The organism is Pseudarthrobacter sp. PvP004, assembly GCF_017876035.1.
Lineage (GTDB): Bacteria > Actinomycetota > Actinomycetes > Actinomycetales > Micrococcaceae > Arthrobacter > Arthrobacter aurescens_A.
Map to the genome: position 1 here is coordinate 2,311,918 of NZ_JAGINL010000001.1, position 21,944 is coordinate 2,333,861.

Annotated in this window: 23 protein-coding genes; 2 read left to right on the forward strand and 21 right to left on the reverse strand. The window is 62.5% G+C overall.

Going from position 1 to position 21,944, the window contains the following annotated elements:
• Nucleotides 1-29: 29 nt before the first annotated feature.
• From miaA to J3A64_RS10425, 5 genes are all read right to left on the reverse strand, one after another.
• Nucleotides 30-956, reverse strand: a complete 927-nt coding sequence (gene miaA, locus J3A64_RS10405) for a tRNA (adenosine(37)-N6)-dimethylallyltransferase MiaA (protein WP_210064251.1) — start codon at nucleotides 954-956, stop codon at nucleotides 30-32.
• 21 nt (nucleotides 957-977) lie between these two features.
• Complete coding sequence (gene miaB, locus J3A64_RS10410) at nucleotides 978-2,525, reverse strand: tRNA (N6-isopentenyl adenosine(37)-C2)-methylthiotransferase MiaB (RefSeq protein ID WP_011774307.1); 1,548 nt, start codon at nucleotides 2,523-2,525, stop codon at nucleotides 978-980.
• Entirely contained in the window at nucleotides 2,525-3,067 is a 543-nt protein-coding gene (locus J3A64_RS10415; RefSeq protein WP_011774306.1) for a regulatory protein RecX, read from the reverse strand. Before J3A64_RS10415 ends, miaB begins: the two co-directional genes overlap by 1 nt.
• A complete protein-coding gene (gene recA / locus J3A64_RS10420; RefSeq protein WP_011774305.1) occupies nucleotides 3,057-4,100 on the reverse strand; it encodes a recombinase RecA in 1,044 nt (347 codons plus the stop codon). Before recA ends, J3A64_RS10415 begins: the two co-directional genes overlap by 11 nt.
• A gap of 258 nt (nucleotides 4,101-4,358) precedes the next feature.
• On the reverse strand, nucleotides 4,359-4,556 hold the full coding sequence (locus J3A64_RS10425) for a DUF3046 domain-containing protein (RefSeq protein WP_014921290.1): 198 nt from the start codon (nucleotides 4,554-4,556) through the stop codon (nucleotides 4,359-4,361).
• A gap of 68 nt (nucleotides 4,557-4,624) precedes the next feature.
• Here J3A64_RS10425 and J3A64_RS10430 point away from each other — a divergent pair, with 68 nt between their 5' ends.
• Nucleotides 4,625-5,164 carry a MarR family winged helix-turn-helix transcriptional regulator gene (locus J3A64_RS10430; protein WP_051024926.1) on the forward strand — a complete coding sequence of 180 codons (540 nt, stop codon included), beginning with the start codon at nucleotides 4,625-4,627 and terminating at the stop codon, nucleotides 5,162-5,164.
• Nucleotides 5,165-5,257: 93 nt separating this feature from the next.
• Here the strand turns inward: J3A64_RS10430 and J3A64_RS10435 are convergent, their stop codons facing one another.
• The 7 genes from J3A64_RS10435 to J3A64_RS10465 form a co-directional block, all read right to left on the reverse strand.
• On the reverse strand, nucleotides 5,258-5,692 hold the full coding sequence (locus tag J3A64_RS10435) for a helix-turn-helix domain-containing protein (RefSeq protein ID WP_014921288.1): 435 nt from the start codon (nucleotides 5,690-5,692) through the stop codon (nucleotides 5,258-5,260).
• A gap of 137 nt (nucleotides 5,693-5,829) precedes the next feature.
• On the reverse strand, nucleotides 5,830-6,342 hold the full coding sequence (locus J3A64_RS10440) for a CinA family protein (RefSeq protein ID WP_014921287.1): 513 nt from the start codon (nucleotides 6,340-6,342) through the stop codon (nucleotides 5,830-5,832).
• Nucleotides 6,339-6,941: a CDP-diacylglycerol--glycerol-3-phosphate 3-phosphatidyltransferase gene (gene pgsA / locus J3A64_RS10445; protein WP_210064252.1), complete on the reverse strand. Its 603-nt coding sequence runs from the start codon at nucleotides 6,939-6,941 to the stop codon at nucleotides 6,339-6,341. Before pgsA ends, J3A64_RS10440 begins: the two co-directional genes overlap by 4 nt.
• 38 nt (nucleotides 6,942-6,979) lie before the next feature.
• Nucleotides 6,980-9,850, reverse strand: coding sequence for a DNA translocase FtsK (locus tag J3A64_RS10450; RefSeq protein WP_043469997.1), 2,871 nt, complete (start codon nucleotides 9,848-9,850; stop codon nucleotides 6,980-6,982).
• 75 nt (nucleotides 9,851-9,925) lie between these two features.
• Nucleotides 9,926-11,617: a ribonuclease J gene (locus J3A64_RS10455; RefSeq protein WP_011774298.1), complete on the reverse strand. Its 1,692-nt coding sequence runs from the start codon at nucleotides 11,615-11,617 to the stop codon at nucleotides 9,926-9,928.
• 6 nt (nucleotides 11,618-11,623) lie between these two features.
• The gene (dapA, locus tag J3A64_RS10460) at nucleotides 11,624-12,556 is read right to left on the reverse strand and encodes a 4-hydroxy-tetrahydrodipicolinate synthase (protein WP_210064253.1); all 933 of its coding nucleotides are present in this window, start codon (nucleotides 12,554-12,556) and stop codon (nucleotides 11,624-11,626) included.
• 104 nt (nucleotides 12,557-12,660) lie between these two features.
• Nucleotides 12,661-12,996, reverse strand: coding sequence for a hypothetical protein (locus J3A64_RS10465; protein ID WP_210064254.1), 336 nt, complete (start codon nucleotides 12,994-12,996; stop codon nucleotides 12,661-12,663).
• A gap of 89 nt (nucleotides 12,997-13,085) precedes the next feature.
• On the opposite strand from J3A64_RS10465, the gene J3A64_RS10470 reads away from it, so the two are divergent.
• A complete protein-coding gene (locus J3A64_RS10470; RefSeq protein WP_011774295.1) occupies nucleotides 13,086-14,321 on the forward strand; it encodes a heparan-alpha-glucosaminide N-acetyltransferase domain-containing protein in 1,236 nt (411 codons plus the stop codon).
• On the opposite strand, the gene J3A64_RS10475 is transcribed toward J3A64_RS10470, so the two are convergent.
• From J3A64_RS10475 to J3A64_RS10515, 9 genes are read right to left on the reverse strand one after another with little or no spacing between them, the layout of a single operon-like run.
• Complete coding sequence (locus J3A64_RS10475; protein WP_014921283.1) at nucleotides 14,297-14,785, reverse strand: hypothetical protein; 489 nt, start codon at nucleotides 14,783-14,785, stop codon at nucleotides 14,297-14,299. The genes J3A64_RS10470 and J3A64_RS10475 overlap by 25 nt on opposite strands.
• Before the next feature lie 4 nt (nucleotides 14,786-14,789).
• Entirely contained in the window at nucleotides 14,790-15,548 is a 759-nt protein-coding gene (gene dapB, locus J3A64_RS10480) for a 4-hydroxy-tetrahydrodipicolinate reductase (RefSeq protein WP_210064255.1), read from the reverse strand.
• A gap of 51 nt (nucleotides 15,549-15,599) precedes the next feature.
• A complete protein-coding gene (locus tag J3A64_RS10485; RefSeq protein ID WP_210064256.1) occupies nucleotides 15,600-16,055 on the reverse strand; it encodes a molybdenum cofactor biosynthesis protein MoaE in 456 nt (151 codons plus the stop codon).
• Complete coding sequence (locus tag J3A64_RS10490; RefSeq protein ID WP_210064257.1) at nucleotides 16,045-16,542, reverse strand: MogA/MoaB family molybdenum cofactor biosynthesis protein; 498 nt, start codon at nucleotides 16,540-16,542, stop codon at nucleotides 16,045-16,047. Before J3A64_RS10490 ends, J3A64_RS10485 begins: the two co-directional genes overlap by 11 nt.
• Nucleotides 16,539-17,069, reverse strand: coding sequence for a cyclic pyranopterin monophosphate synthase MoaC (moaC, locus tag J3A64_RS10495; protein ID WP_011774291.1), 531 nt, complete (start codon nucleotides 17,067-17,069; stop codon nucleotides 16,539-16,541). The genes J3A64_RS10490 and moaC overlap by 4 nt, the downstream gene beginning before the upstream one ends.
• Complete coding sequence (gene glp, locus J3A64_RS10500; protein WP_011774290.1) at nucleotides 17,057-18,283, reverse strand: gephyrin-like molybdotransferase Glp; 1,227 nt, start codon at nucleotides 18,281-18,283, stop codon at nucleotides 17,057-17,059. The genes moaC and glp overlap by 13 nt, the downstream gene beginning before the upstream one ends.
• 59 nt (nucleotides 18,284-18,342) lie before the next feature.
• Nucleotides 18,343-19,923, reverse strand: a complete 1,581-nt coding sequence (locus J3A64_RS10505; RefSeq protein ID WP_210064258.1) for a molybdopterin-dependent oxidoreductase — start codon at nucleotides 19,921-19,923, stop codon at nucleotides 18,343-18,345.
• Nucleotides 19,920-21,161, reverse strand: a complete 1,242-nt coding sequence (locus J3A64_RS10510; protein ID WP_210064259.1) for a sensor histidine kinase KdpD — start codon at nucleotides 21,159-21,161, stop codon at nucleotides 19,920-19,922. Before J3A64_RS10510 ends, J3A64_RS10505 begins: the two co-directional genes overlap by 4 nt.
• Nucleotides 21,148-21,915: a response regulator transcription factor gene (locus J3A64_RS10515; protein ID WP_210064260.1), complete on the reverse strand. Its 768-nt coding sequence runs from the start codon at nucleotides 21,913-21,915 to the stop codon at nucleotides 21,148-21,150. Before J3A64_RS10515 ends, J3A64_RS10510 begins: the two co-directional genes overlap by 14 nt.
• Nucleotides 21,916-21,944: the final 29 nt, after the last annotated feature.

The window sequence follows — 21,944 nt, forward strand, 5'->3', positions numbered from 1 at the left end:
CGCGCCTGTTCGGCCAGAAATTGCATCGGCTACGTCGAAGCCGCGTTGACCACCTTGACCGCCTTGTCCACAAGCTCCGGATCCTGCCAACCCAGCCAAGTGATGCGTGGATCCGCCCGGAACCACGTCAGCTGGCGACGCGCGAACTGCCTGGTGGCCACGATGGTTTCCTCAGCTGCAGTGTCTGCGGTCATCTCACCGTCAAGAACCTTCAGGAACTGGGCATACCCCAAGGCGCGCGAAGCTGTCTTGCCGCTCCGCAACCCGACGGCGTCGAGTCGTTCAACTTCTTGTTGAAGACCGGCCTCCACCATCCGATGGACCCTCTCGGCCAGACGTTCCCTTAGTTGCTCCCGATCCACTTCAAGGCCGATCTGCAGTGCAGGCTGGAAGTACTCCCGCTGCGGCATGAACGAACTAAAGGGGCGGCCAGTGAGGCCGTGGACCTCCAAAGCACGGATCACGCGCCGGGCGTCGCCAAGGCGGGCCGCCGACACGGGATCGACTTCCTCCAGGCGGGCACGCAGCGGCGCAAGCCCGTTGTTTTCGCACTCTTCTTCCAGCTCCTTGCGGAGTGTGGGATCAGTGCCGGGAAACTCCAGCACATCCAAGGCGGCCCGCACATACAATCCGGATCCGCCCACGAGGATAGCGCGCTTTCCCCGCGAGTGAATGTCATTGATGGCAGCGCGGCATTCATCTTGGAAGTCCGCGACGCTGGCCTCCTGGGTGACGTCCATGGAGTCAAGCAAATGGTGTGGCACACCCCTGCGCTCTTCCACTGTGATCTTGGCGGTACCAATGTCCATGCCGCGGTAAAACTGCAAGGCGTCGGCGTTGATTACCTCACCATCCAAAGCAAGGGCGAGGTTGACGCCCAGATCCGACTTACCGGAACCTGTGGGGCCTACAACTGCAATGACAGGCCGAGGAGGTTCCTGTCTGGTGAACGACATGAGGTCCTGTGATCCGTCTCTCTAAGCGCGACGAGTTGGCAGCGACGGCATGCCCAACGACACACCGGCCTTGCCTGACGCCGCTCCTGCTGCGGGTACTCCGCAGGAATCAGCCTGCGAACGGTCCCAGGCATCCCCTGCGCGGGAGCGGCGCAAGAGGTAATCGTCTGCGCCCGCCGGGTCAGCTACAAGGTGGAAAGCAGCGGCCTCCGTAATGGTCACCGTGACGAAGTCACCGGGCCTCGGAGCCTCAGCACCTGCAGGCACGGAGAAGTGGACCAGCCTCTGGTCCTTGGAACGGCCGGACAACCGGTGTGTTTCACCGGCCTTCCGCCCTGACTGCGCTGTGACCAGGACCTCCACCTTCCGTCCCAGCTGCTTGGCGTTCTCTTCTGCAGCAATGCGGTCCTGCAGCGCCGTGAGCCTTTCGTAGCGCTCCTGCACCACGGCCTTGGGGAGTTGCTCCGGAAGGTCTGCGGCCGGCGTGCCTGGCCGCTTTGAGTACTGGAACGTAAAAGCGGACGCAAACCGCGACTTCTCCACGACATCCAGGGTCGCCTGGAAGTCTTCTTCGGTTTCGCCCGGGAAGCCAACGATGATGTCCGTCGTGATGGCGGCGTGGGGGATGCGGTCCCGCACTTTGTCCAGGATCCCCAGGAATTTGCTGGAGCGATATGAACGACGCATGTCCTTGAGCACTTTGTCCGAGCCGGACTGCAACGGCATATGCAGCTGTGGCATGGCGTTGTGTGTCTCGGCCATGGCGTCTATGACATCGTCCGTAAATGCAGCGGGGTGGGGGCTGGTGAAACGAACACGCTCCAGACCTTCGATTTCACCGCAAGCACGCAGGAGTTTGGAGAATGCCTGACGGTCACCAAACTCCACACCGTACGAATTCACGTTCTGGCCCAGCAACGTTACTTCCACAGCTCCGTCATCAACGAGTGCCTGGATTTCGGCCAGGATCTCGCCCGGGCGCCGGTCCTTCTCCTTGCCACGAAGCGAGGGCACAATGCAGAAAGTGCAGGTGTTGTTGCAACCCACGGAGATGGAGACCCATCCTGCATAAACCGAGTCACGCTTTGTGGGGAGCGTCGACGGGAACACATCCAGGGATTCGAGAATCTCCAGCTGTGCCTCATTGTTGTGCCGGGCACGGTTCAGCAAAGCCGGGAGAGCTCCCACATTGTGCGTTCCGAATACAGCATCAACCCACGGTGCCTTCTTCACAATGGTTTCGCGGTCCTTCTGGGCCAGGCAACCGCCAACTGCAATTTGCATACCGGGGTTCGCCTCTTTGACCTGCCGCAGCTGGCCGAGGTTTCCGTAGAGTTTGTTGTCTGCATTCTCCCGGACAGCACACGTGTTGAAGACCACGACGTCCGCCACCTCACCGTCAGCGGGCACATAACCGGCCTCTTCAAGGAGCCCCGCCATGCGCTCGGAATCATGGACGTTCATTTGGCAGCCAAAAGTCCGAACCTGATAGGTCTTGGGCTCACCGGCAGTCATGGACGCAGCAGAAGGAGTGGTGGCAGCTATTGGGGAGGGAATGGTCAAACTCACTACTCAAGGGTACCGGCTTCTGCCAGCACCTCACCGACGATTCTGAAAGCCAAGGAAGGGGCATACCCTTTGCGTGCCAGCATGGATGCAAACCGGCGGGTGTACTTGTCCCGCTCGGCCCGATCTGACAAATCCATGCCCGGCCGCAGCTTGCGCTGAACGAGCTCCCGGGCAGCCAATTCCTCGTCTTGGTCACTGAGCTGCGAGAGGGCCTCTTCCGCTGCGTCCAACTCGATGCCTTTGTCTGCCAGTTCACGACGAATGGCACCCTTGGCAAGCTTTTTGCTTTGCGAGCGGCTCCGGACCCACATTCTGGCAAACTCAGCATCATCGATCAGCTGAACCTCTTCGAAGCGATCCAGAACTGCCTGCGCCACGTCCTCGGGAACATTGCGTTCCGCGAGTTTCCGGGACAACTGCAGCCGACTCCGCGGCGCCATCGTCAACTGCCTCAGCACGATGGCACGCGCCACGGATTCGGGATCAGGTTCGGGATCGGCCGCAACCGAAGAATTCGGATCCGGCCCTCTTCTAGCCGTCAACGGCCTTCAGTTTCGGGGAATCTTCTTCCGTCTTGACGACGCCCACGCCAAGCTTTTCCTTGATCAGGCGCTCAAGCTCCTGAGCAAGCTCAGGGTTATCCCGAAGGAATCGACGCGAGTTCTCCATGCCCTGGCCGAGCTGATCGCCGTCGTACGTGAACCACGAGCCCGACTTCTTGATGATGCCGTGCTCCACACCCATGTCAATAATGCCGCCCTCGCGGGAGATGCCCTGACCGTAGATGATGTCGAACTCGGCGATTTTGAACGGCGGAGCCATCTTGTTCTTGACGATCTTCGCTTTGGTGCGGTTACCGACGGAGTCCGCACCTTCCTTCAGGGTCTGGATACGACGGACGTCGATTCGCACTGAGGCGTAGAACTTCAGGGCCTTACCACCGGTGGTGGTTTCCGGAGATCCGAAGAACACGCCGATCTTTTCACGCAACTGGTTGATGAAGATGGCGGTGGTCTTGGTCTGGCTCAAGCGGCCTGTGATCTTACGCAATGCCTGGCTCATGAGTCGGGCCTGGAGGCCAACGTGGGAGTCGCCCATTTCGCCTTCGATTTCGGCGCGGGGTACCAGGGCCGCCACGGAGTCAATGACCACGATGTCCAGCGAGCCGGAGCCCACCAACATGTCCATGATCTCCAGGGCCTGCTCACCGGTGTCCGGCTGGGAGACCAGGAGTGCATCCGTATCCACGCCAAGCTTGGCAGCGTAGTCCGGGTCAAGGGCGTGCTCAGCGTCAATGAAGGCTGCAATGCCACCTGCCCGCTGCGCGTTGGCCACGGCATGAAGCGCAACGGTGGTCTTACCCGAGGACTCCGGGCCGTAGATTTCCACCACTCGGCCTCGCGGCAGGCCGCCAATGCCAAGGGCGACATCCAGTGCAATGGAGCCGGTCGGAATGACCTCAATCGGCGCGCGGGTGTCATCACCCAGGCGCATGATGGAGCCTTTGCCGAACTGCTTGTCGATCTGGGCAAGCGCTGCTTCGAGCGCCTTCTCACGATCCGGGGTTGCCGCCATGGTTCACACCTCTGATGCTTTCTCGCTGTGGAGTGGCCCGAAGGGCCGCTTTCCTGTCACGTCAGACGCTATTACGGTGCTCTGACATTTTTAGTAGCCGGCAATGGCTATGTGGATAACCGGGCTGCCGGAGGCTCTGGAATGCGTCCTTCGAGATCAATTTTCCTCTCACAGGAGCATATCCCCACCCGAACAGATATTCGAACAACGTCCCGGCGTGTCCCATGCCGGGACGCCGTCACCATCGGGTGCCGGAGTTCAATTGGCAGTCGGTTTGATATCCCTGCCAAGCCTGCGTTCGGGGGGAACATCCTGGACCTCACACATGGCCAACCAGACCTCGCGGGGCTGATAACCGGAGGCCAACGCCTCCACGGCAGTCCGTCCGCCAACGCCGGCGAGTACCAGCGAGTTGGCCAGGACCCGGGAGTAGCCTGCCCCGAATTCATCGTCCATCAGTCGCCAAAAGTCACTTGCCCTCACGGATAGAGTCTCTCATGGCCCCGGACTCTAGAATGGTTGCCATGAGCAATCCTCTCCAGAGCACGCCAAGTACGGCCGTGCCAGGCGACGCCGCGGACGACGCCCTCCAGCAGGTTGAACACCAGCTGAGCCTGCTCTGGCGCCGTGCCCGTTCTATCTCCCACCAGTTGTCGCGCCAGGTCCACCCTGACATGGAACCTGCCGCCTATGGACTCCTCACAGTCATCCGCCGGGAGGGGCCCATCCGGCTCACTGACCTGGCCACGTGCATCGGGGTAGGCAAGCCCTCCGTGAGCCGCCAGATCGCCTTTCTGGAAAGCATCGGCCTGGTGTACAAAGAAGCGGATCCCCAGGACGGCAGGGCCCAGTCCATCCGGTTGACGGATAAGGGCGAAGAGAAGATGCACCAGGTTCAGGATGCCCGCAGGCAGGTGTTCCGAGAACGACTCGGCGAATGGCCACTGGAGGACGTCCAAACGTTGGCTGATTACATGGGCCGGCTCAACGCGATCTACGGCGACGGTGTGCTCAACGTGAAGGAACCTGGAATCGACGCCGAGGACAAGCCCACGGGCGTTTAGGCAGCATCCTGCCGCGCCTGCATCCCACGAACTCATACGAAAAAGGTCCCCAGCCTGAGGCTGGGGACCTTTTCCATGGTTCTGGTGGAGCGGTTACCTGGCTCCGGAGAGCATTCCTTGCGGGAAGTCGTCCGTGAGGTCGAGATCGCGCCCGTAACGCTGGGAGAATTCCTGCGGAACAGTGTCCGGAACTGCGACACCTTCTGCGACGGCCACGCGGTCGCTGACTTCGCGAAGCATGTGGGACAACGGAACATCCAGGGCTGTGCAGATAGAGGACAGGAGCTCGGAAGAAGCCTCCTTCTGGCCGCGTTCAACTTCACTCAAGTAGCCGAGTGAGACGCGGGCGCTGTGCGAAACCTCGCGGAGGGTACGGCCCTGACGCTGGCGGACATCGCGCAGTACATCACCGATCTCGTGGCGTAGTACAACCATTTTGCGCTCCTTCTGTTCGCTCTGTGCCTGATCAGCCAAGCCCACATCCTTCCAGCGGACAACGCCGTTTACGGATACGGGCTGCTTTACCATCTGTATCGCCTTGCTCCCTCATTCGTCCGGTTCGCTGGCTGGCGGACCGGGTTGGTTTTTACATCCTAGGCGCCCCGGCTCTTCCGAAGCGACACAATGACACAACTATTGGCAATCAGTTTTTGTTCCCGACTACTTTACGAACGGTAACCAACGTCACTCAGGGCAGCAAGCAGACGCGCCAAGGCGGCCCCGCAAGCTTGTTCCCTGATGGATTGCCTGTCCCCCGAAAAACTGTATTCAAACGACTCCGTTCCGGATTTCCCGGCAATTCCGATGAACACCGTGCCTACTGCTTTGCCGTCATGCGGCTCAGGTCCGGCCACCCCCGTAGTGGAAATCCCAAGATCGGCGCCACAGACCCGCCTTGCGCCGTCGGCCATGGCCTCCGCCACCTGCCCGTCAACGGAGCCGACCTCTGAGAGCAGCTGCTGGGAAACACCCAGGACACCGGCCTTCACTGAATTCTGGTAGGCAACCACGCCGCCCTGCAGCATCCCGGATGCTCCCGGGGTGTTGGCCAATACTGCCGCAACCATGCCCGCCGTCAGTGACTCAGCGGTAGCCACGGTCAGTTTGTTCCCGATGGCAATAGCCACCGCCGCCGTCGACGTCTGTTCAGCGGCGGATGCGCCGTCATCGGGCGTCATGCACGCCGCCCGGCCGCGCGCAGCCTCAGCGCTTGGATGACGTACTCGACGCCGGTCCAGAGGGTGATGGCGAGAGCCACCATCATGACCCAGAAGGCGACGTCGCCCAGCCAGGGAGCGATCGCCTTCAGCGGCAGGATGTAAAGGAAAATGGCCACCGTTTGGACCACTGTCTTCAGCTTGCCCCCGCGGGAGGCAGGCATGACGCCGTACCGGATAACCACGAAGCGTAGGGCGGTTATCCCCCACTCCCGCACCAGGATGAGGATAGTTACCCACCACGGCAACTCTCCCAGGATGGACAGGAGAACCAGCGCAGAACCGATCAGCAGCTTGTCGGCGATGGGATCGGCAATCTTGCCGAAGTTGGTGATGAGGCCCCGCGCCCGGGCAATGTCGCCGTCGAGCTTGTCCGTATAGATGGCGACGGCGAAGGCGACAACAGCGGCCCAGCGCCACACGCCGTATTCGCCGTCGTCGGCCACCAGGAACCAGACGAAGAAGGGAACCAGGACGATGCGGAGCATCGTGAGGATGTTGGGCAGGTTCCAGACGTCGGAACTGCTGGAAGTCGCGTTATCACCCTCGGCTGTAGTCACCCCACTAGGCTACCTTCTTTGGGGCTGCCTTCCTTGGGCTAACGCCCCGTGAGCGACCAGGCGTCCTCGCCGCCCTCTTCGTCATCATTCGGGCCATCGGCGCCGTCGTAGTATTCGATGGCCTGCGTCCGGTTGTCCAGGTCCGCTTGCACAAGGTCTTCGGCATAACCGCCGACGGCGATGTTCGAGTTCGCGTTATCGCTCAGCGCGGCGGTATGCGCGTCGGGCGCAGCGGGTGATTCCTGGCCCTTCATCGCGGCAAGTACTGCTGCGAGGTCATCGGGCTTGACCAGGACGTCCCGCGCCTTGGAACCTTCTGAGGGACCCACAACGCCGCGGGATTCCAGGAGGTCCATGAGGCGGCCGGCCTTGGCAAAGCCCACCCGAAGCTTTCGCTGAAGCATGGAGGTTGAGCCGAACTGCGTGGTGACCACAAGCTCCGTTGCCTGGAGCAGGACCTCGAGGTCGTCTCCAATGTCGTCGTCGATCTGCTTCTTGGGCGCCTCAGCAGCGACGTCGTCACGGTAGACAGCCTGCAGCTGTCCCTTGACGTGCTCCACAACCTTATGGATCTCGGATTCCGTGACCCACGCGCCTTGGACACGCATGGCCTTGGAAGCACCCATCGGAAGGAACAGAGCGTCACCTTGGCCGATGAGCTTCTCGGCGCCCGGCTGGTCCAGCACAACACGCGAGTCCGTCACGGACGATGTAGCGAACGCCATACGGGACGGAACGTTCGCCTTGATCAGGCCCGTCACGACGTCAACGGACGGACGCTGCGTTGCAAGCACCAAGTGGATGCCGGCGGCACGCGCGAGCTGGGTGATGCGGACAATCGAGTCTTCGACGTCCCTCGGGGCAACCATCATGAGGTCGGCGAGCTCGTCAACGATCACCAGAAGATACGGGTAAGGCTTGATGACGCGCTTGGAATCCACGGGCGGCACAACCTTGCCCGCCCTGACCGCTTTGTTGAAGTCGTCAATGTGCTTGTAACCGTAGTTGGCGAGGTCGTCGTAGCGGGCGTCCATCTCGCGAACCACCCACTGCAAAGCCTCGGCCGCTTTCTTGGGGTTGGTGATAATGGGCGTAATCAGGTGCGGGACGCCCTCGTACGCCGTGAGCTCCACGCGCTTGGGGTCCACCATGACCATCCGTACCTCATCAGGCGTGGCACGCATAAGGATGGAGGTGATCATGGAGTTCACGAAGCTCGACTTACCAGCACCGGTAGCACCGGCAACGAGCAAGTGAGGCATCTTGGCGAGGTTGGCTACCACGTAGCCACCCTCGACGTCCTTGCCGACGCCCATGACCATCGGGTGGTCGGTCCTGCGCGCATTCTGACTCCGCAGCACATCACCCAGCGATACGGTCTCGCGGTCAGTGTTCGGGATCTCGATACCAATGGCGGACTTGCCGGGAATCGGGCTCAGGATGCGGACATCGCTCGACGCCACGGCATAAGAGATGTTCTTGGACAAGGCAGTGACGCGCTCCACCTTGGTACCGGGAGACAGCTCGATCTCATAACGCGTCACAGTGGGACCACGACTGAAGCCGGTCACCGCGGCCTCAACGTTGAATTGCGTCAGGGTGTCCGTCAGCGCAGCGACGACGGCGTCATTGGCTTCCGTGCGCTCCTTCGGAATGGAGCCGGGCGTCAGGTAGTCCGATGCCGGCAAGGTGTAGGTGACATCGCCGGCAAGGGACAGTTGCTCGGTGCGCTGCGGAATGGGCGCCTGAGGGAGGGGCGCCCCTGCGGGTTTCGCGGGAACCTGGGCAACCGGAGCCACAGGCGCGGTCATCTCCGGAGTCAGTATCGGGATGGCCTCGGTGGGGTTGTCGATACCTGGCGTGGCGCCACCCAGGCCTTGGGCGGCCTTGATCTTTCCGACGGCGATCTCGGCCTGCGTTGGACGACGCACGCCCGGTGGAACGCGCGGTTCGGACGCACGCGGAGTTTCGTCGTCGTCGACTATTGCGTGCTCGAAGGCCTCGTCCCCGACGTAACCTTCCAGGCTCGTATCTGTTTCCTCGTCCTTGCCAAAGAAGCGCATGCGCTTCTTTTTCTTCGGCTTGGTGGAAGCTTCGTTTTCATAGAGGTAGCTGCGGTCATGGGCGTCTTTGCCGGACTCATCCATGAGGTCAACACCCATGAGGTGTTCATAGGCGCCCCTGATCCGGGACGGAATGGCACCAAACGGCGTAGCCGTGACGATCAACAGAGACACAAACGCCAATAGTCCGTAAAGGACCACGGGGACAGCCATATGGATTGCAGCCAACGGGGCGGCGGCGAGGAAACCCAGCATTCCGCCAGCTTTGCGCAGGCCGTCGAAGCCATCCGCAACGGTGGGCAGGCCACCAATGACATGGGCCAGGCCCGACCCTGCCAGGGTCATGATCATGAAACCGATACCCACGCGGTTATTCCCACGGCCATCCTGTGGCTTGCGGAAAAGACGGAAAGCACAGACGAACAGCATGAAGGGCAGGATCAGGGACATCCACCCGAAGGTCCCATTGACCACGCTGTAAACCATGTCAGGGAGCCACCCGGTCAGACCCCACCAAGCGAAGGTGGCGATGGCAATGCCCAACACCAAATTGAACAGGGCTGCACCGTCCCGGCGGTCGGCGGGATCCAGATCACTGACGTCGTAGCCGATTCGCCGGACCCCGGCGCCGACAACGTGGCCGATGCCCTGCCAGAAACCTGAAAGCATGCGAAGCGGCAGAGGAGCATGAGGCTCGACGGCGGCCGCCTGTTTGGTGCGGGCAGTGCTGCCGCGCCCGCTCTTGGACGCAGCTCCGCTGGTTTTGGATGCGGCTGTGCTCCGGCCTGTGCCGCCGGATTTACTGCTGGAGCTGCCTCGTGGCGTGGAGGTAGTACGGGTCGCCATAAGTGCCACGCTACCCCAAGGGGGCCTGAAATCCGCGGATTTCAGGCCCCCTTGGGTATTCATGTTGCTGGCTGGCTACGCCTCCAGGACCACGGGGATGATCATGGGGCGGCGGCGAAGCTTGCGGTTAACCCACGTGCCGATGATCCTGCGGACCACTTGCTGCAACTGGTGGTTGGTGTGGTCGGTGTGATTAAGCACAGCATCTTCGAGGGCGGCGTTGATCTTGGGGATGATCTCGTCGAAGACGGAGTCATCCTCGGCCACACCGCGGGCATGGATCTCCGGGCCGGACACGATCTTGCCGGTGGTCCGGCTGATGACCGTGATAACGGAAATGAAGCCCTCATCCCCCAGGACGCGACGGTCCTTGAGGTCGGCGTCGGTGATTTCTCCCACGCTGGAACCATCGACGTAGACAAAGCCGACTTCCACCTGGCCCACCACGTTGGCCTTATGGTCTTTGAGGTCAATGACAGTGCCGTTGTCGCTCAGGATGATGCCCTCGGCCGGGACACCTGATTCGAGCGCAATGTTGCCATTGGCAATCAGGTGGCGGGTTTCACCATGGACGGGCATCGCGTTGAGAGGCTCAAGGATGTTGTAGCAGTAGAGCAGTTCACCGGCGGCTGCGTGCCCGGACACGTGAACCTTTGCCGTGCCCTTGTGGATCACATCGGCGCCGAGCTTGAGGAGGCCATTGATGATACGGAAAACGGCGTTCTCATTGCCCGGGATGAGGCTGGAGGCCAGGATGACGGTATCTCCCTTGCCCACCACCACACGGTGGTCACCGTTGGCCATGCGGGAGAGCGCAGCCATCGGCTCACCCTGCGATCCGGTGGACATGAGAACCACGCGGTCGTCCGGCATGTTGTCGATGTTCTTGATGTCCACCAGGATGCCTTCGGGGACATCGAGGTAGCCAAGCTTGGCTGCGATAGCCATGTTGCGGACCATTGAACGGCCAACGAAGGCCACCTTGCGGCCATGTTTGGCTGCGGCATCCAGAACTTGCTGGACACGGTGAACGTGGGAAGAGAATGAGGCCACGATGATGCGCTTCTTGGCCTGTCCGAACAACCGGTCCAAGGTGGGCCCGATTTCCTTCTCGGCGGTGGTGAAGCCCGGTACGTCCGCGTTGGTGGAGTCTGCCATGAACAGGTCCACGCCCTCTTCGCCCAAACGCGCGAAGTGTCGAAGGTCCGTAATACGGCCATCCAGCGGCAACTGATCCATCTTGAAGTCGCCGGTGTGGAGGACGTTGCCGCCCTCGGTTCGGATGAAGACTGCCAAGGCATCCGGGATGGAGTGGTTGACTGCAACGAACTCACACTCGAACGGGCCGAACTGCTCCACCTGCCCCTCAGTGACGGTCAGCGTGTACGGCTTGATCCGGTGTTCCTGGAGCTTGGCTTCCACCAGGGCAAGAGTCAGCTGCGATCCGATCAGAGGGATATCGGCTTTGAGGCGCAGGAGGTAGGGAACCGCGCCAATGTGGTCCTCGTGGCCGTGGGTCAGCACGACGCCTACGATGTCCTGCAGACGGTCCTCAATGTAGGAGAAATCAGGCAGGATCAAATCGACGCCGGGCTGGGTTTCCTCGGGGAAGAGCACGCCACAGTCAACCACCAGCAGTTTGCCGTCGATTTCGAAGACCGCCATGTTGCGGCCAATCTCTCCCAGTCCACCGAGCGGGACAATCCGCAGTGTGCCTTTCGGCAGTTTCGGCGGAGTAACCAGTCCGGGAAGGGCGGTTTGGGTCATGTTTTGCTACTTTCCGGCGGAACCGTCCTGGACGTCGAAGTCCATTCCGGCTTCTGCCAAATCCCCGCGGATGATTTCGATCTCGGCCGCGTCCGGCTCCACGAGGGGCAAACGGACAACCGAGTTGGGCAGGACTCCCTGCCACTTGAGAATCTGCTTGGCGGCTACTGCGCCTTGGACCCGCGTCATGGTTGCGCGTATGACGGGCTCCAGTTCAAAGTTGATGGCCCTTGCCTTGGCGAGGTCGCTGGCGTTGACGGCGTCGATCAGCTCGCGGAAGCGGCTGGTGGCGACGTGAGTAGTGACGCCCACCAGGCCGACGGCGCCGAGTGCCATCCACTGCAGCGTCAATCCGTCATCACCGGAGTAGAAGACCAGGTCCGTTTCAGCCATGACCCGCGTTGCAGCAGCGAAGTCCGCTTTGGCGTCCTTGACGGCCACGATGTTCTGGTGCTTCGCAAGCGCAATCATGGTCTCGGGAGCGATCGCAATGGAGGAACGGCCCGGAATGTCGTAGAGCATGACGGGCAGGTCCGTGGCCGATGCAATCGTCTCGAAGTGCGCACGAACGCCTGCCTGGCTGGGCTTGTTGTAGTAAGGGGTGACGACCAGGAGACCATCGACGCCGACTTCTGCCGCACGCTGCGAGAGGTGCACGGAGTGGGCGGTGTCGTTGGTGCCGGTCCCGGCAATGATGGCGGCTTTGCCTCCAACGGCTTCTTTGACCGCCCGGAACATACCGAGGTTTTCATCGTCCGTAAGGGTTGACGTCTCTCCAGTGGTACCGGTGACCACGAGTCCGTCGCATCCGTCCTGAACGAGCTTTTCTGCCAGCGCTGCGGCTTGGTCATAGTCCACCTTGCCGTCCTCAGTGAACGGGGTGACCATGGCGGTCAGCAGGGTACCAAGGGCGGGAACGTGGGCGCGCAAGTCAGACATACGAAAAACGTTACCCTGTCGCAGGCTTGTTGGAAGAATGGGTCCCGCGTGGTGGTCCTCATTCGCCGGCGACAGAGCTGTGGAAGGAGACGGGTCCGAGGCTGTTAAGCGGGTTTGGGCGCCCGTGCAGGCTCCTCCGCACAGTAGTGCGCCACTGCCCGCTCCTTGAGCTGTTCTGCCCAAGCCACCAAGCGCTGCGAGGCGCGAACGTACTCGAAAAGTTCCAGTGGCGTCAAGGACGCCAGGTCCGTCTCGGACAGCCGACGGGCGAGTTCGGACCCCGGCGTCTGCTCCGCCAAGACAGGACCTTCACGCCGCCACTGGGTGTCTTCCGGAGGCTCGCCCGCTACGAGCTGCCTGAACAGGAAATCGACGACGCCGGGGCTCATCGCTTTCATGGGTCCTTGAATGCCTTCCGGCGGCTTGGGAGCTTCGTTCATGCAGCCATGTTATTCGAACATATATTCGAACACAAGGGCTTCTTGTCACATCACGAGCGGCTCACATTGGCTTATGAGACGATCGCTGCATGACTTCGCAAGAGACGACCCCGACGCAGAAAGCGCCAGGCGGCCGACGCGTCTCCTCCCGGCTCACAGGGATAGATGCCGCCAGGGGTGCAGCCTTGCTGGGGATGATGGCCACGCACGTGATGCCAACGTTCGGACCGTCCCCGCAATGGGAGCCGACCTTTGTGGGATTGGTGTTCTCAGGCAGGTCCGCGGCGCTGTTTGCCGTCCTCGCCGGCGTCGGGCTGGCGCTCAGTACGGGCAAGCAGGAGCCCCGCAGCGGCACGGAACTATGGGCTGCCCGGGGTGGAGTTGCCATGCGCGCCTTGGTGATCGCCGTCGTCGGACTCATGCTGGGCGGCCTGGAAGTCAACGTAGCCGTGATCCTCGTCCACTACGCGGTTCTGTTCCTGTGCATCCTGCCGTTCCTCGGCCTTCGGCTCAAGGCGCTCTGCTTTTGGGCACTTGGCTGGGTCCTGCTGTCACCGGTGCTGGCATATCTGGTCCGGCCTCTGCTGCTGGACGCCAACCCTCCCTTGAAGTTGGGCCACAATCCCAACTGGGAGGACATGGAGACGCCTGCGCTCCTCCTCGCCGACCTCTTTTTCACCGGCTACTACCCCGCGTTCCAGTGGATCTCTTATCTGCTGCTCGGATTGGTGATCGGCCGCTTGGCGCTGACGACGGCGCGAGTCCAAGTGCTGCTGCTGACCTGCGGGGTCGTGGTGGCCGGCCTGGCAAAAGTCGTCGGAATCCTTGCCATGGAGCTGTGGGGTGGTCGGGCTGCACTTTCAGTCCTCCCGAACACCCGCGGATACCCGTTGGAGAGCATGCTTCAGGTGAACGTCACCGGCCTCGAACAGACCGGTACATGGTGGTGGCTGGCGACAGCGTCCCCGCACGCCGGGACCACCTTGGACCTGCTGCACAGCGGTGGGGTGGCTGCGGCCGTGGTGGGTTTGTTCCTGCTGCTCGGCACCTGGGCGGAGCGGATCAAGGTCAACTTCCTGATCCTGCTGAGCGGGCCGGGGGCGATGACCCTGACCCTCTATTCAGCGCACGTGTGGGTTGTCTCCGGCTTCACCAACCAGCCCCTGCCCTCGGGGTGGACAGATGAAGGTATGTACTGGGCCCAGGCTCTCACTGCTGTTGTGATCGGCGTTTGTTTCGCCGTACTTCGGCGCCGCGGACCATTGGAGTGGGTGGCCCACACGGCATCAAGCCTGGGCCGTCACCGGCCAGCTGCGGTGGGCTGAGAGCGAAAGAGTTTCACGGCGTCACGCATGGATGCACGTGCACGTTTGCGGTCTCCTGAGGCATCGTAGGCGCAGCTGAGCCGGAACCATGAGCGCCAGTCCTCCGGAGCGGCCTCGGCCTCGGCGCGGTACTTCTCAAACTCGGCGTCAGCAGCTGCGCGGACAATACGCCCGCCGGGAGTGCGCGGAAGATCATCAACCGGCAATCCGCCCTCGGCTTCCAGAACCTTGGCCATCTGCTCTGTACGGGCACCAAAAAGCAGCTCACGGATGAGCGCCCATGCGCCAACAACAGGCAGGACCAGATAGGCGGCCCCGATCCCCTTGGCTACAAGGTTGGGGTCGCCGAGCAAGAGGAACGAGCGCTGCACGGAAACCACCAGGTAAAGCACCAACAGCAAGGTGATGGCACCCACCCAGATTTTGGTGCGGTTCTTCTTCAAAGAGGTCCAAAAATTGCCCATGATCCTAGAGCCCCAGGTCCAAGTAGCCGTCCAAGCCAACGGTGAGGCCGGGGTTGGCTGCGACTTTGCGAAGCCCGAGAAGGACGCCGGGCATGAAGGAGGCACGGTCGAAGGAGTCGTGGCGCAACGTCAGCTGCTCACCCGGACCACCGAAGAGCACTTCCTGATGGGCCACCAAACCGCGGAGGCGCACGCTGTGGACACGAACCCCGTCCACGTCGCAGCCCCTCGCACCGTCCAGTGATGTTTCCGTGGCGTCCGGGCTCGCCGGGACGCCGGCTTCCTGGCGCGCTTCAGCGATCAGCTGTGCCGTGCGCACTGCGGTGCCGGAGGGAGCATCAACCTTGTTGGGGTGGTGCAGTTCGATGATTTCCACGGACTCGAAGTATCGCGACGCCTTCGCCGCGAACGCGGAGGCGAGCACCGATCCGAGGGCGAAGTTCGGGGCGATCAGAACACCGGTGTCCGGCTTTTGCTCCAAGAGGCTCCGCAAGGAATCGAGCCGGTGGGCGTCCCAGCCAGTGGTACCCACAACTGCGTGGATGCCGTGCTCCACGGCGAACCGGACGTTGGTCTCGGTGATGTCCGGAACGGTCAGGTCAACAACGTACTGTGCACCGGCGTCGAGCAGTTTCTCCAGGGAATCGCCGCGGCCCAGAGCGGCTACGAGCTTCATGTCTTCGGCTGCGTCAACAGCCTTAACGGCTTCAATTCCCATGCGCCCGTGGGCGCCCAGCACTGCAACAGCAAGTTGTTCGGTCATGCCGTTAACCCTACCGCCGGGCCGGAGCCCGGCAGGAACCGTTACTCCGGCCTACTCCCCTGCTCCCACCCATTCCATGGTGCCGTCAGTAAAGAACTGTTCCTTCCATATGGGGACCTGTTCTTTGACCCGGTCCACGAGTTCGGAGCACACAGCGAATGCTTGGCCTCGATGGGCGGCAGCCACTGCACACACCAGCGCGGGATCACCGATCTCCAGCATGCCGATCCGGTGGGCTGCCCAGATCCGAACGGGTTGCGCCGCTTCTCCGGAGTGCTCGGCAACCAGCTGCGCCACGACGTCCGACATCACCTGATGCGCCGTGGGATGCGCGCTGTAGCTTAGCCGGTCCACTGCCTTGCCGTCGTCGTGATTTCGAACGACGCCACTGAAGCTGACCACTGCTCCGGCGGTATCCGACTCCACTGCCCTGATGGCTTGGTCTACGGAAATGGGCTCGGCGCTGAGGACTGCGCTCACCACTTCAAAGTTTGTTTCAATGCCCATGGTTTCCTTCCAATTGCTCACAGAGGTGCCCGATCACAGGGTCCAGGACAGCCAAGCCGTCCATGACGCCTTTCGGGGATCCGGGCAGGTTGATGACGAACGTTTTCCCCGCTGCCCCGGCGTGGCCACGGCTCAGCATGGCCATGGGGGTTTTGGCGGCGCCGGCGCGCCGGATACCCTCCATGATGCCCGGAATCTCGCGTTCGAGGAGGGGCAGCGTCATTTCAGGCGTGCGGTCGTCCGGGCTGAGGCCCGTACCGCCGCTGGTGATGATCACGGCGGGGTGCTGTGTCAGGAGTGCCCTCAGGGCAGCGCCAACCGGCTCACCGTCCGGCACCACCATGGTGGGGAACGTATCGAAGCCGTGCTCGCTGAGCCAATCGAGGATGATCGGCCCCGTCTCATCGGCGTACACGCCGGCGGCTGCTCGGGTTGACGCGATAACGACGCCGGCCTTCCGCAGCGTGATCGGCTCGCACGCACTCACGCGCCGGCCTCCCTGGGGGTCGATTCTCCGGAAACGTCCCAGTCTCCGCTTTTTCCACCGCTCTTGGCGAGCACACGAATATCGGTCAGCACTGCATGCTTGTCCACGGCCTTGATCATGTCGTAGACGCTCAATGCGGCAACCGAGGCCGCCGTCAGGGCTTCCATTTCGACGCCGGTCACGCCTCTGGTCTTGACGCTCGCCAGGATTTCAACAGAGTCGGCGCCCAGCTCGAAGTCCACCGTGACCTTGGATATCGGCAAGGGATGGCACAACGGAATCAGCTCGGGTGTCTTCTTCGCCGCCATGATCCCCGCAACACGTGCCACGGCGAGGGCATCGCCCTTAGGCAGCTCACCGGCGCCCAGCAGGGCCAGGACGTTAGGCGTGCTGCGGACAGTGGCTGTGGCGGTGGCTTCACGCGTAGTGACGGCTTTTTCTGAAACGTCCACCATCTGCGCAGTGCCGTCCTGCCTGAGGTGGGTCAGGCCACCGGAATTTTCGGGAGTGTGGTTCACAGCATCCATACTTCCACTTCGTCCCCTTCGGCGAGTTCCGTGACGTCTCCGGGGATCTGCACCAGCGCGTTTGCCCGGGCCAGGGCGTGGACCAGGTGGGAACCTGCGCCGCCTTCCATCCGGACCGTGCCATCGGCGCCCATGGTTCCGCGGCGAACCTGGTGTTTTCCTTCCGGCGAGGTCAGCGATTCGGCCAAACGTGCTTTGAGCACCGGCCGCTGCGCAGGCGTTCCCAGTACCTGTGAAAGGGCCGGTCGGAGAAACATCTCGAAGGAGACCAGGCAGCTGACCGGATTTCCCGGGAAGCCAAGGAACGGAACACCCTCGACGGTGCCCAATCCCTGCGGTCCACCTGGCTGCATGGCGACCGGCAGGAATTCCACCGGCTGGTTCGCCATGGCCTGCCGGACTACTTCGTAGGCGCCCTTACTCACTCCCCCTGTGGTGACGATGACATCTACCCGGTCCTCCGCCGGTCCGGTGTGACGTTGGAGGACCGCCAGCAGCTTGGAGGGGTCGTCATCGGAAATTCCGGTGCGGACCACGTCCAGGCCGGCCTGTCGCATGGAGGCTTCGAGCAGTGTTCCGTTGGAGTCGAAAATCTTGCCGGCAGTGAGTTCCTTCCCGGGCTCCACTACCTCGTCTCCGGTTGTGACCAGAAGCACGCGCCAAGGTTTGCGGACTTCAACGGTTGTCAGGCCTAAGGCCGCCAAGAGACCCAACTGTGCGGGTCCCATCCGGGTGCCTGCGACCAGCGCCAGTTCACCCTTCCCAATGTCGCTGCCGCTGTCCCGGACGTAGGTGCCGGGAGCGACTGAAGGCAGGACGACAACAGCCTCCCCCGCTGCAGGGTCCGGGAAAGCGTTCGGCGTCGCCTTTTCAATGGGCACGACGGCGTCGGCCCCCTCGGGGATCACGGCCCCGGTCATGATGGGGGCGGCAAAGCCGGGCTTGAGTGCTGCCGGCGCGGCACCTGCCGGAACCGGCTCAGCTACCCGGAGCTCCGCACCGCCGTCGGGAATGTCTGCCGAGCGGACGGCAAAGCCGTCCATTTGGGAATTGTCGAACGGGGGCAGGGAGAGGGGCGCGTAGACATCGACGGCGAGCGCTTTGCCCAGCGCCTCCAGCAGTGGCAGGCGGAGCTTACCCCTATCCGCACTGACGCCGGTCAGCAGTTCCACCACTGCCTGGCGGTGGGCGGCAACAGATCTGGGCACGGACATCCTCCTGTGTGGACACGCTGGCTTCCGGGGAATTCTCCGGACGTACCCAGACTAGGGCCTCAGCCCACCTTGACGTTGATGGTGTGATATCCGGTGGCACCGTCGGGGGCTACAGGTGCCTTGTCTTCGGTCTGGGGAACACCGCTGGAATCGGTGGCCCGGACTTGCACTTCGTAGTCTCCTGGCGTGAGGTCGATGCCCAACTGCCACTGATACCAAGTGTCAGTGGAGATGGCTCCGGCAAGCGCTGCCTGCTGCCACGGTCCGCGGTTGACGCGGAGCTCGACGCGGTTGATTCCCCTGTGCTGGGCCCATGCCACACCGCCGAACTGCACCTTGCCTGCTTGGACGCTCCGGCCGCTGCGGGGTACATCGATGCGCGATTGCGTCTTGATGGGCCCGTGATCGCTCCAGCCGCGGGGCGTCCAATACGCGGTGTCGTCGGTGAAACGTGTGACCTTCAGTTCAGTGAGCCATTTGGTGGCGGAGACAAAGCCGTAGAGGCCCGGCACGATCATCCGTACGGGGAATCCGTGTTCCAGCGGAAGGGGTTCACCGTTCATGCCTACGGCCAGGAGCGCGTCACGGTCATCGGTGAGGGCCTCCAAGGGAGTGCTGGCCGTCCAGCCGTCGTTACTGGTGGAGAGGACCATGTCTGCGCCGCCTTTGGGTCCTGCCATTGCCAGGAGTTCCCTCACGGGCCAGCCCAGCCAGAGGGCATTGCCTATGAGGTCGCCACCTACGTTGTTGGACACGCAGGCGATAGTGATGTGGCGTTCTGTCATGGGCTTGGCAAGGAGGGCAGCGAAGTCGATTTCAACTTCGCGTTCCACCATTCCGGTGACCTTCAGTGTCCAGGCAGGGGGGTCGATGGCCGGCACGGTCAATGCGGTGTCGATCCTGTAGAAATCCGCATTCGGGGTGACCAAAGGGCTGATGCCATCCACCGGCAAGGACGCACCCGCAGGAATGGCTTGCGCCGGGGTGGCGGGTTCCGGGAGCGTCATGGAGCCGCGGAAACCGGAAGCCACCGCTGTGGCCCTGGTGAGGACAGTGGTCACCGTTCCGGCTACGACGGCGGCGAGTGAGGTTCCAGCCAAGGCGTTCAGAAAGCTTCGCCGAGCCAATGGCGCCTTTTCGCGCCCGGGGGTTTCTTCGGACGGAGCCCAGGTTGCGAGCCGACGTATGAGCGTTCGCAGCAGCAGCATGGTGACAATGGCGGCAACGATCGGTGCAAGGGCCGCTTGGGGGCTCGCTTGGGCTCGGGTCACGACGGCGGTCAGTCCTGCTGCGCCCGCCAGTCCAGCGAGTGCCAGGCCCCAGCCGGTCCGGCGGCGTTCCAGGACACCAGCGAGCGCTGCCAGAATTCCTGCGACGACCACGATGCACACCACCAGCACGATTTTGTCTGCGGTGCCGAACAACTGGACTGCCAGGTCTTTGACTCCCGGCGGCACGGCGTCGATCACGGCGCCACCAAGGGCTGTGACCGGCGATACCAGCGGGCTCAGGAGGCCTGCTGTCAGTTCGCCCGCCGCGATCCCGGCGGCTCCGGCTGCTACCCCGGCCGCAGCGGCCCACAATACGGGCTTGCCCATGATGCGACGCTGCTGGGTGCTATCGGGTGCGAGCGTACTCATGACGAGCCTCCAGGGCGGTTGTCAGTTGCGGTAGGAGTCATTGATGACATCGATGATTCCGGTGGGGGTGCCCCAGCCGGCAATGACAACGCAAAGCGGCAACCGCCGTCGACGTTGTCCACGGTGACCGATCCCCCATGTGCCTTGACGATGCCGGCCACCATGCTCAGGCCGATGCCTGCACCGCTGTAGCGGCCTTGCATCTCTTCCGTGGTGCGGCGGGCGGGGTCTTTCTGCCAGCCCGTTTCGAACAGGTGCGGGAGGTCCTCGTCCGGGATGCCGCCGCACTGATCCTCCACAGCGATAACGGCGTTCCCGCCGGAACCTCCCACGCGATCCCGGCCGACGCTAATGTGGACGTCGCTGCCTGGTGGGCTGTAGATGATGGCGTTGAGGAGTATGTTTCGCACGGCCCGGGCCAGGCTTGGTCCGTCGGCGACGGCCATGCACTCCCGGTCACCGCCGCCGTCGAGCCTGATTCCGCGTTTCGCGGCCAAAGGTGCCAAGTCCGAGAGCGCATCGCTGACGAGGTCGTAAAGGTCCAGCGGCTCGGCACGCAGGCGGAGGGTGCCTGCCTGAATTTTGGATAGTTCCAAGAGGTCGTTGACCATGGCCGTCATTTGTTCGGTTTGCCCGATGATCTTCCGGTAATAGCCCTGAACATCTGATGCCATGCCATCTTCAAGGGCTTCGGTCATGGCGCGCATGCTGGCCAAGGGTGTTCGGAGGTCATGCGAAATCCACGACACCAGCTCGCGACGGGCGGCCTCAATGGCGGCTTCGCGTTGCCGGGACTCGGCCAGGCTCCGGCTGCTGGCCTCAAGTTCCTGGGCCAGTTCGGCGAGTTCGGACGTCATGGCAGGAGCGCTCCCCCGACCCTCCGCCACGGTATGTTCCAGTGTTTCGCCACGCCCCAGGCGCCGGGCAGCGTCCACCAGGTGGGCAGCGTTCCGGGAGACGCCGGCACCAAGCATGAGGGACAGTGCAACAGCAACCGCCGAGGCAGTGGCCAAGATGTACCACATGACTTCGAGGTCCCTCGCGGAGATGAACATGGCGGTGAAGGCACTGACCATGCCCGCCACCAGAACGGCAACGGTGGCCACCACCACCAGGCAGATCTGGGCGAGTATCGAGGCCCGGCGAAGCAGCCGGAGAAGCACCCAAGTGCCGGCACCGATGAGCACGGCCCAGAACAGGACCCACGCGAGGATGGCCCACAGCTCACTGCCTTCCATGCTCACCCCCTTTGCCGTGCACGTTCATAGTGACGCCATCGGATCGCTTGCTGTCGAAGCGGTAGCCGACGCCCCATACGGTCTTGAGCAGTTCGGGTTTGGTGGGGTTGGCTTCGATTTTCTCCCGCAGGCGCCGGACGTGGACCGTGACTGTGGACAGATCGCCGAAGTCCCAGCCCCAGACGGCCTTGATCAGTTCTTCCCGGCTGAAGACTTGGTTGGGCCTTCGCATCATGAAAGCCAGGAGGTCGAATTCACGGACCGTCAGCGCCAGCGGAACTCCGCCGTGCGTGACTGTCCGGGAGGCAGGATCCAGTTCAAGTCCTGCGGCCTCCACAGGCGGTTCCGGCGCGAATTCCTTGATGCTCCGGCGCAGTACCGATTTAACCCGGAGGACCAGCTCCCGCGGAGAGAAGGGTTTGGTGACGTAATCATCCGCTCCCATTTCCAAGCCCAGAATCCGGTCGTCTTCGGTTCCCAGAGCCGTGACCATGATGACGGGAACGCTCATGGTTTGGCGGAGTCGGCGGCAGACCTCCACACCGTCCAGTCCCGGCAGCATGCGGTCCAGGATCACAAGGTCGGGTTGACGAGAGGCTGCCAGCTCGAGGGCGGTGAAGCCGTCCCCCGCCATGTCCACTTGGAACCCGGCCTTCAGCAGGTAGTCGCGGACAACGTCGGCAATGGTCTGTTCATCCTCTACCAGAAGAATGCGACGATTCCCTGGTGCAGATGATGCCGTATTTGTGGTCACGCTTTCAGCATAGGTTTGCTGGGGGTGGC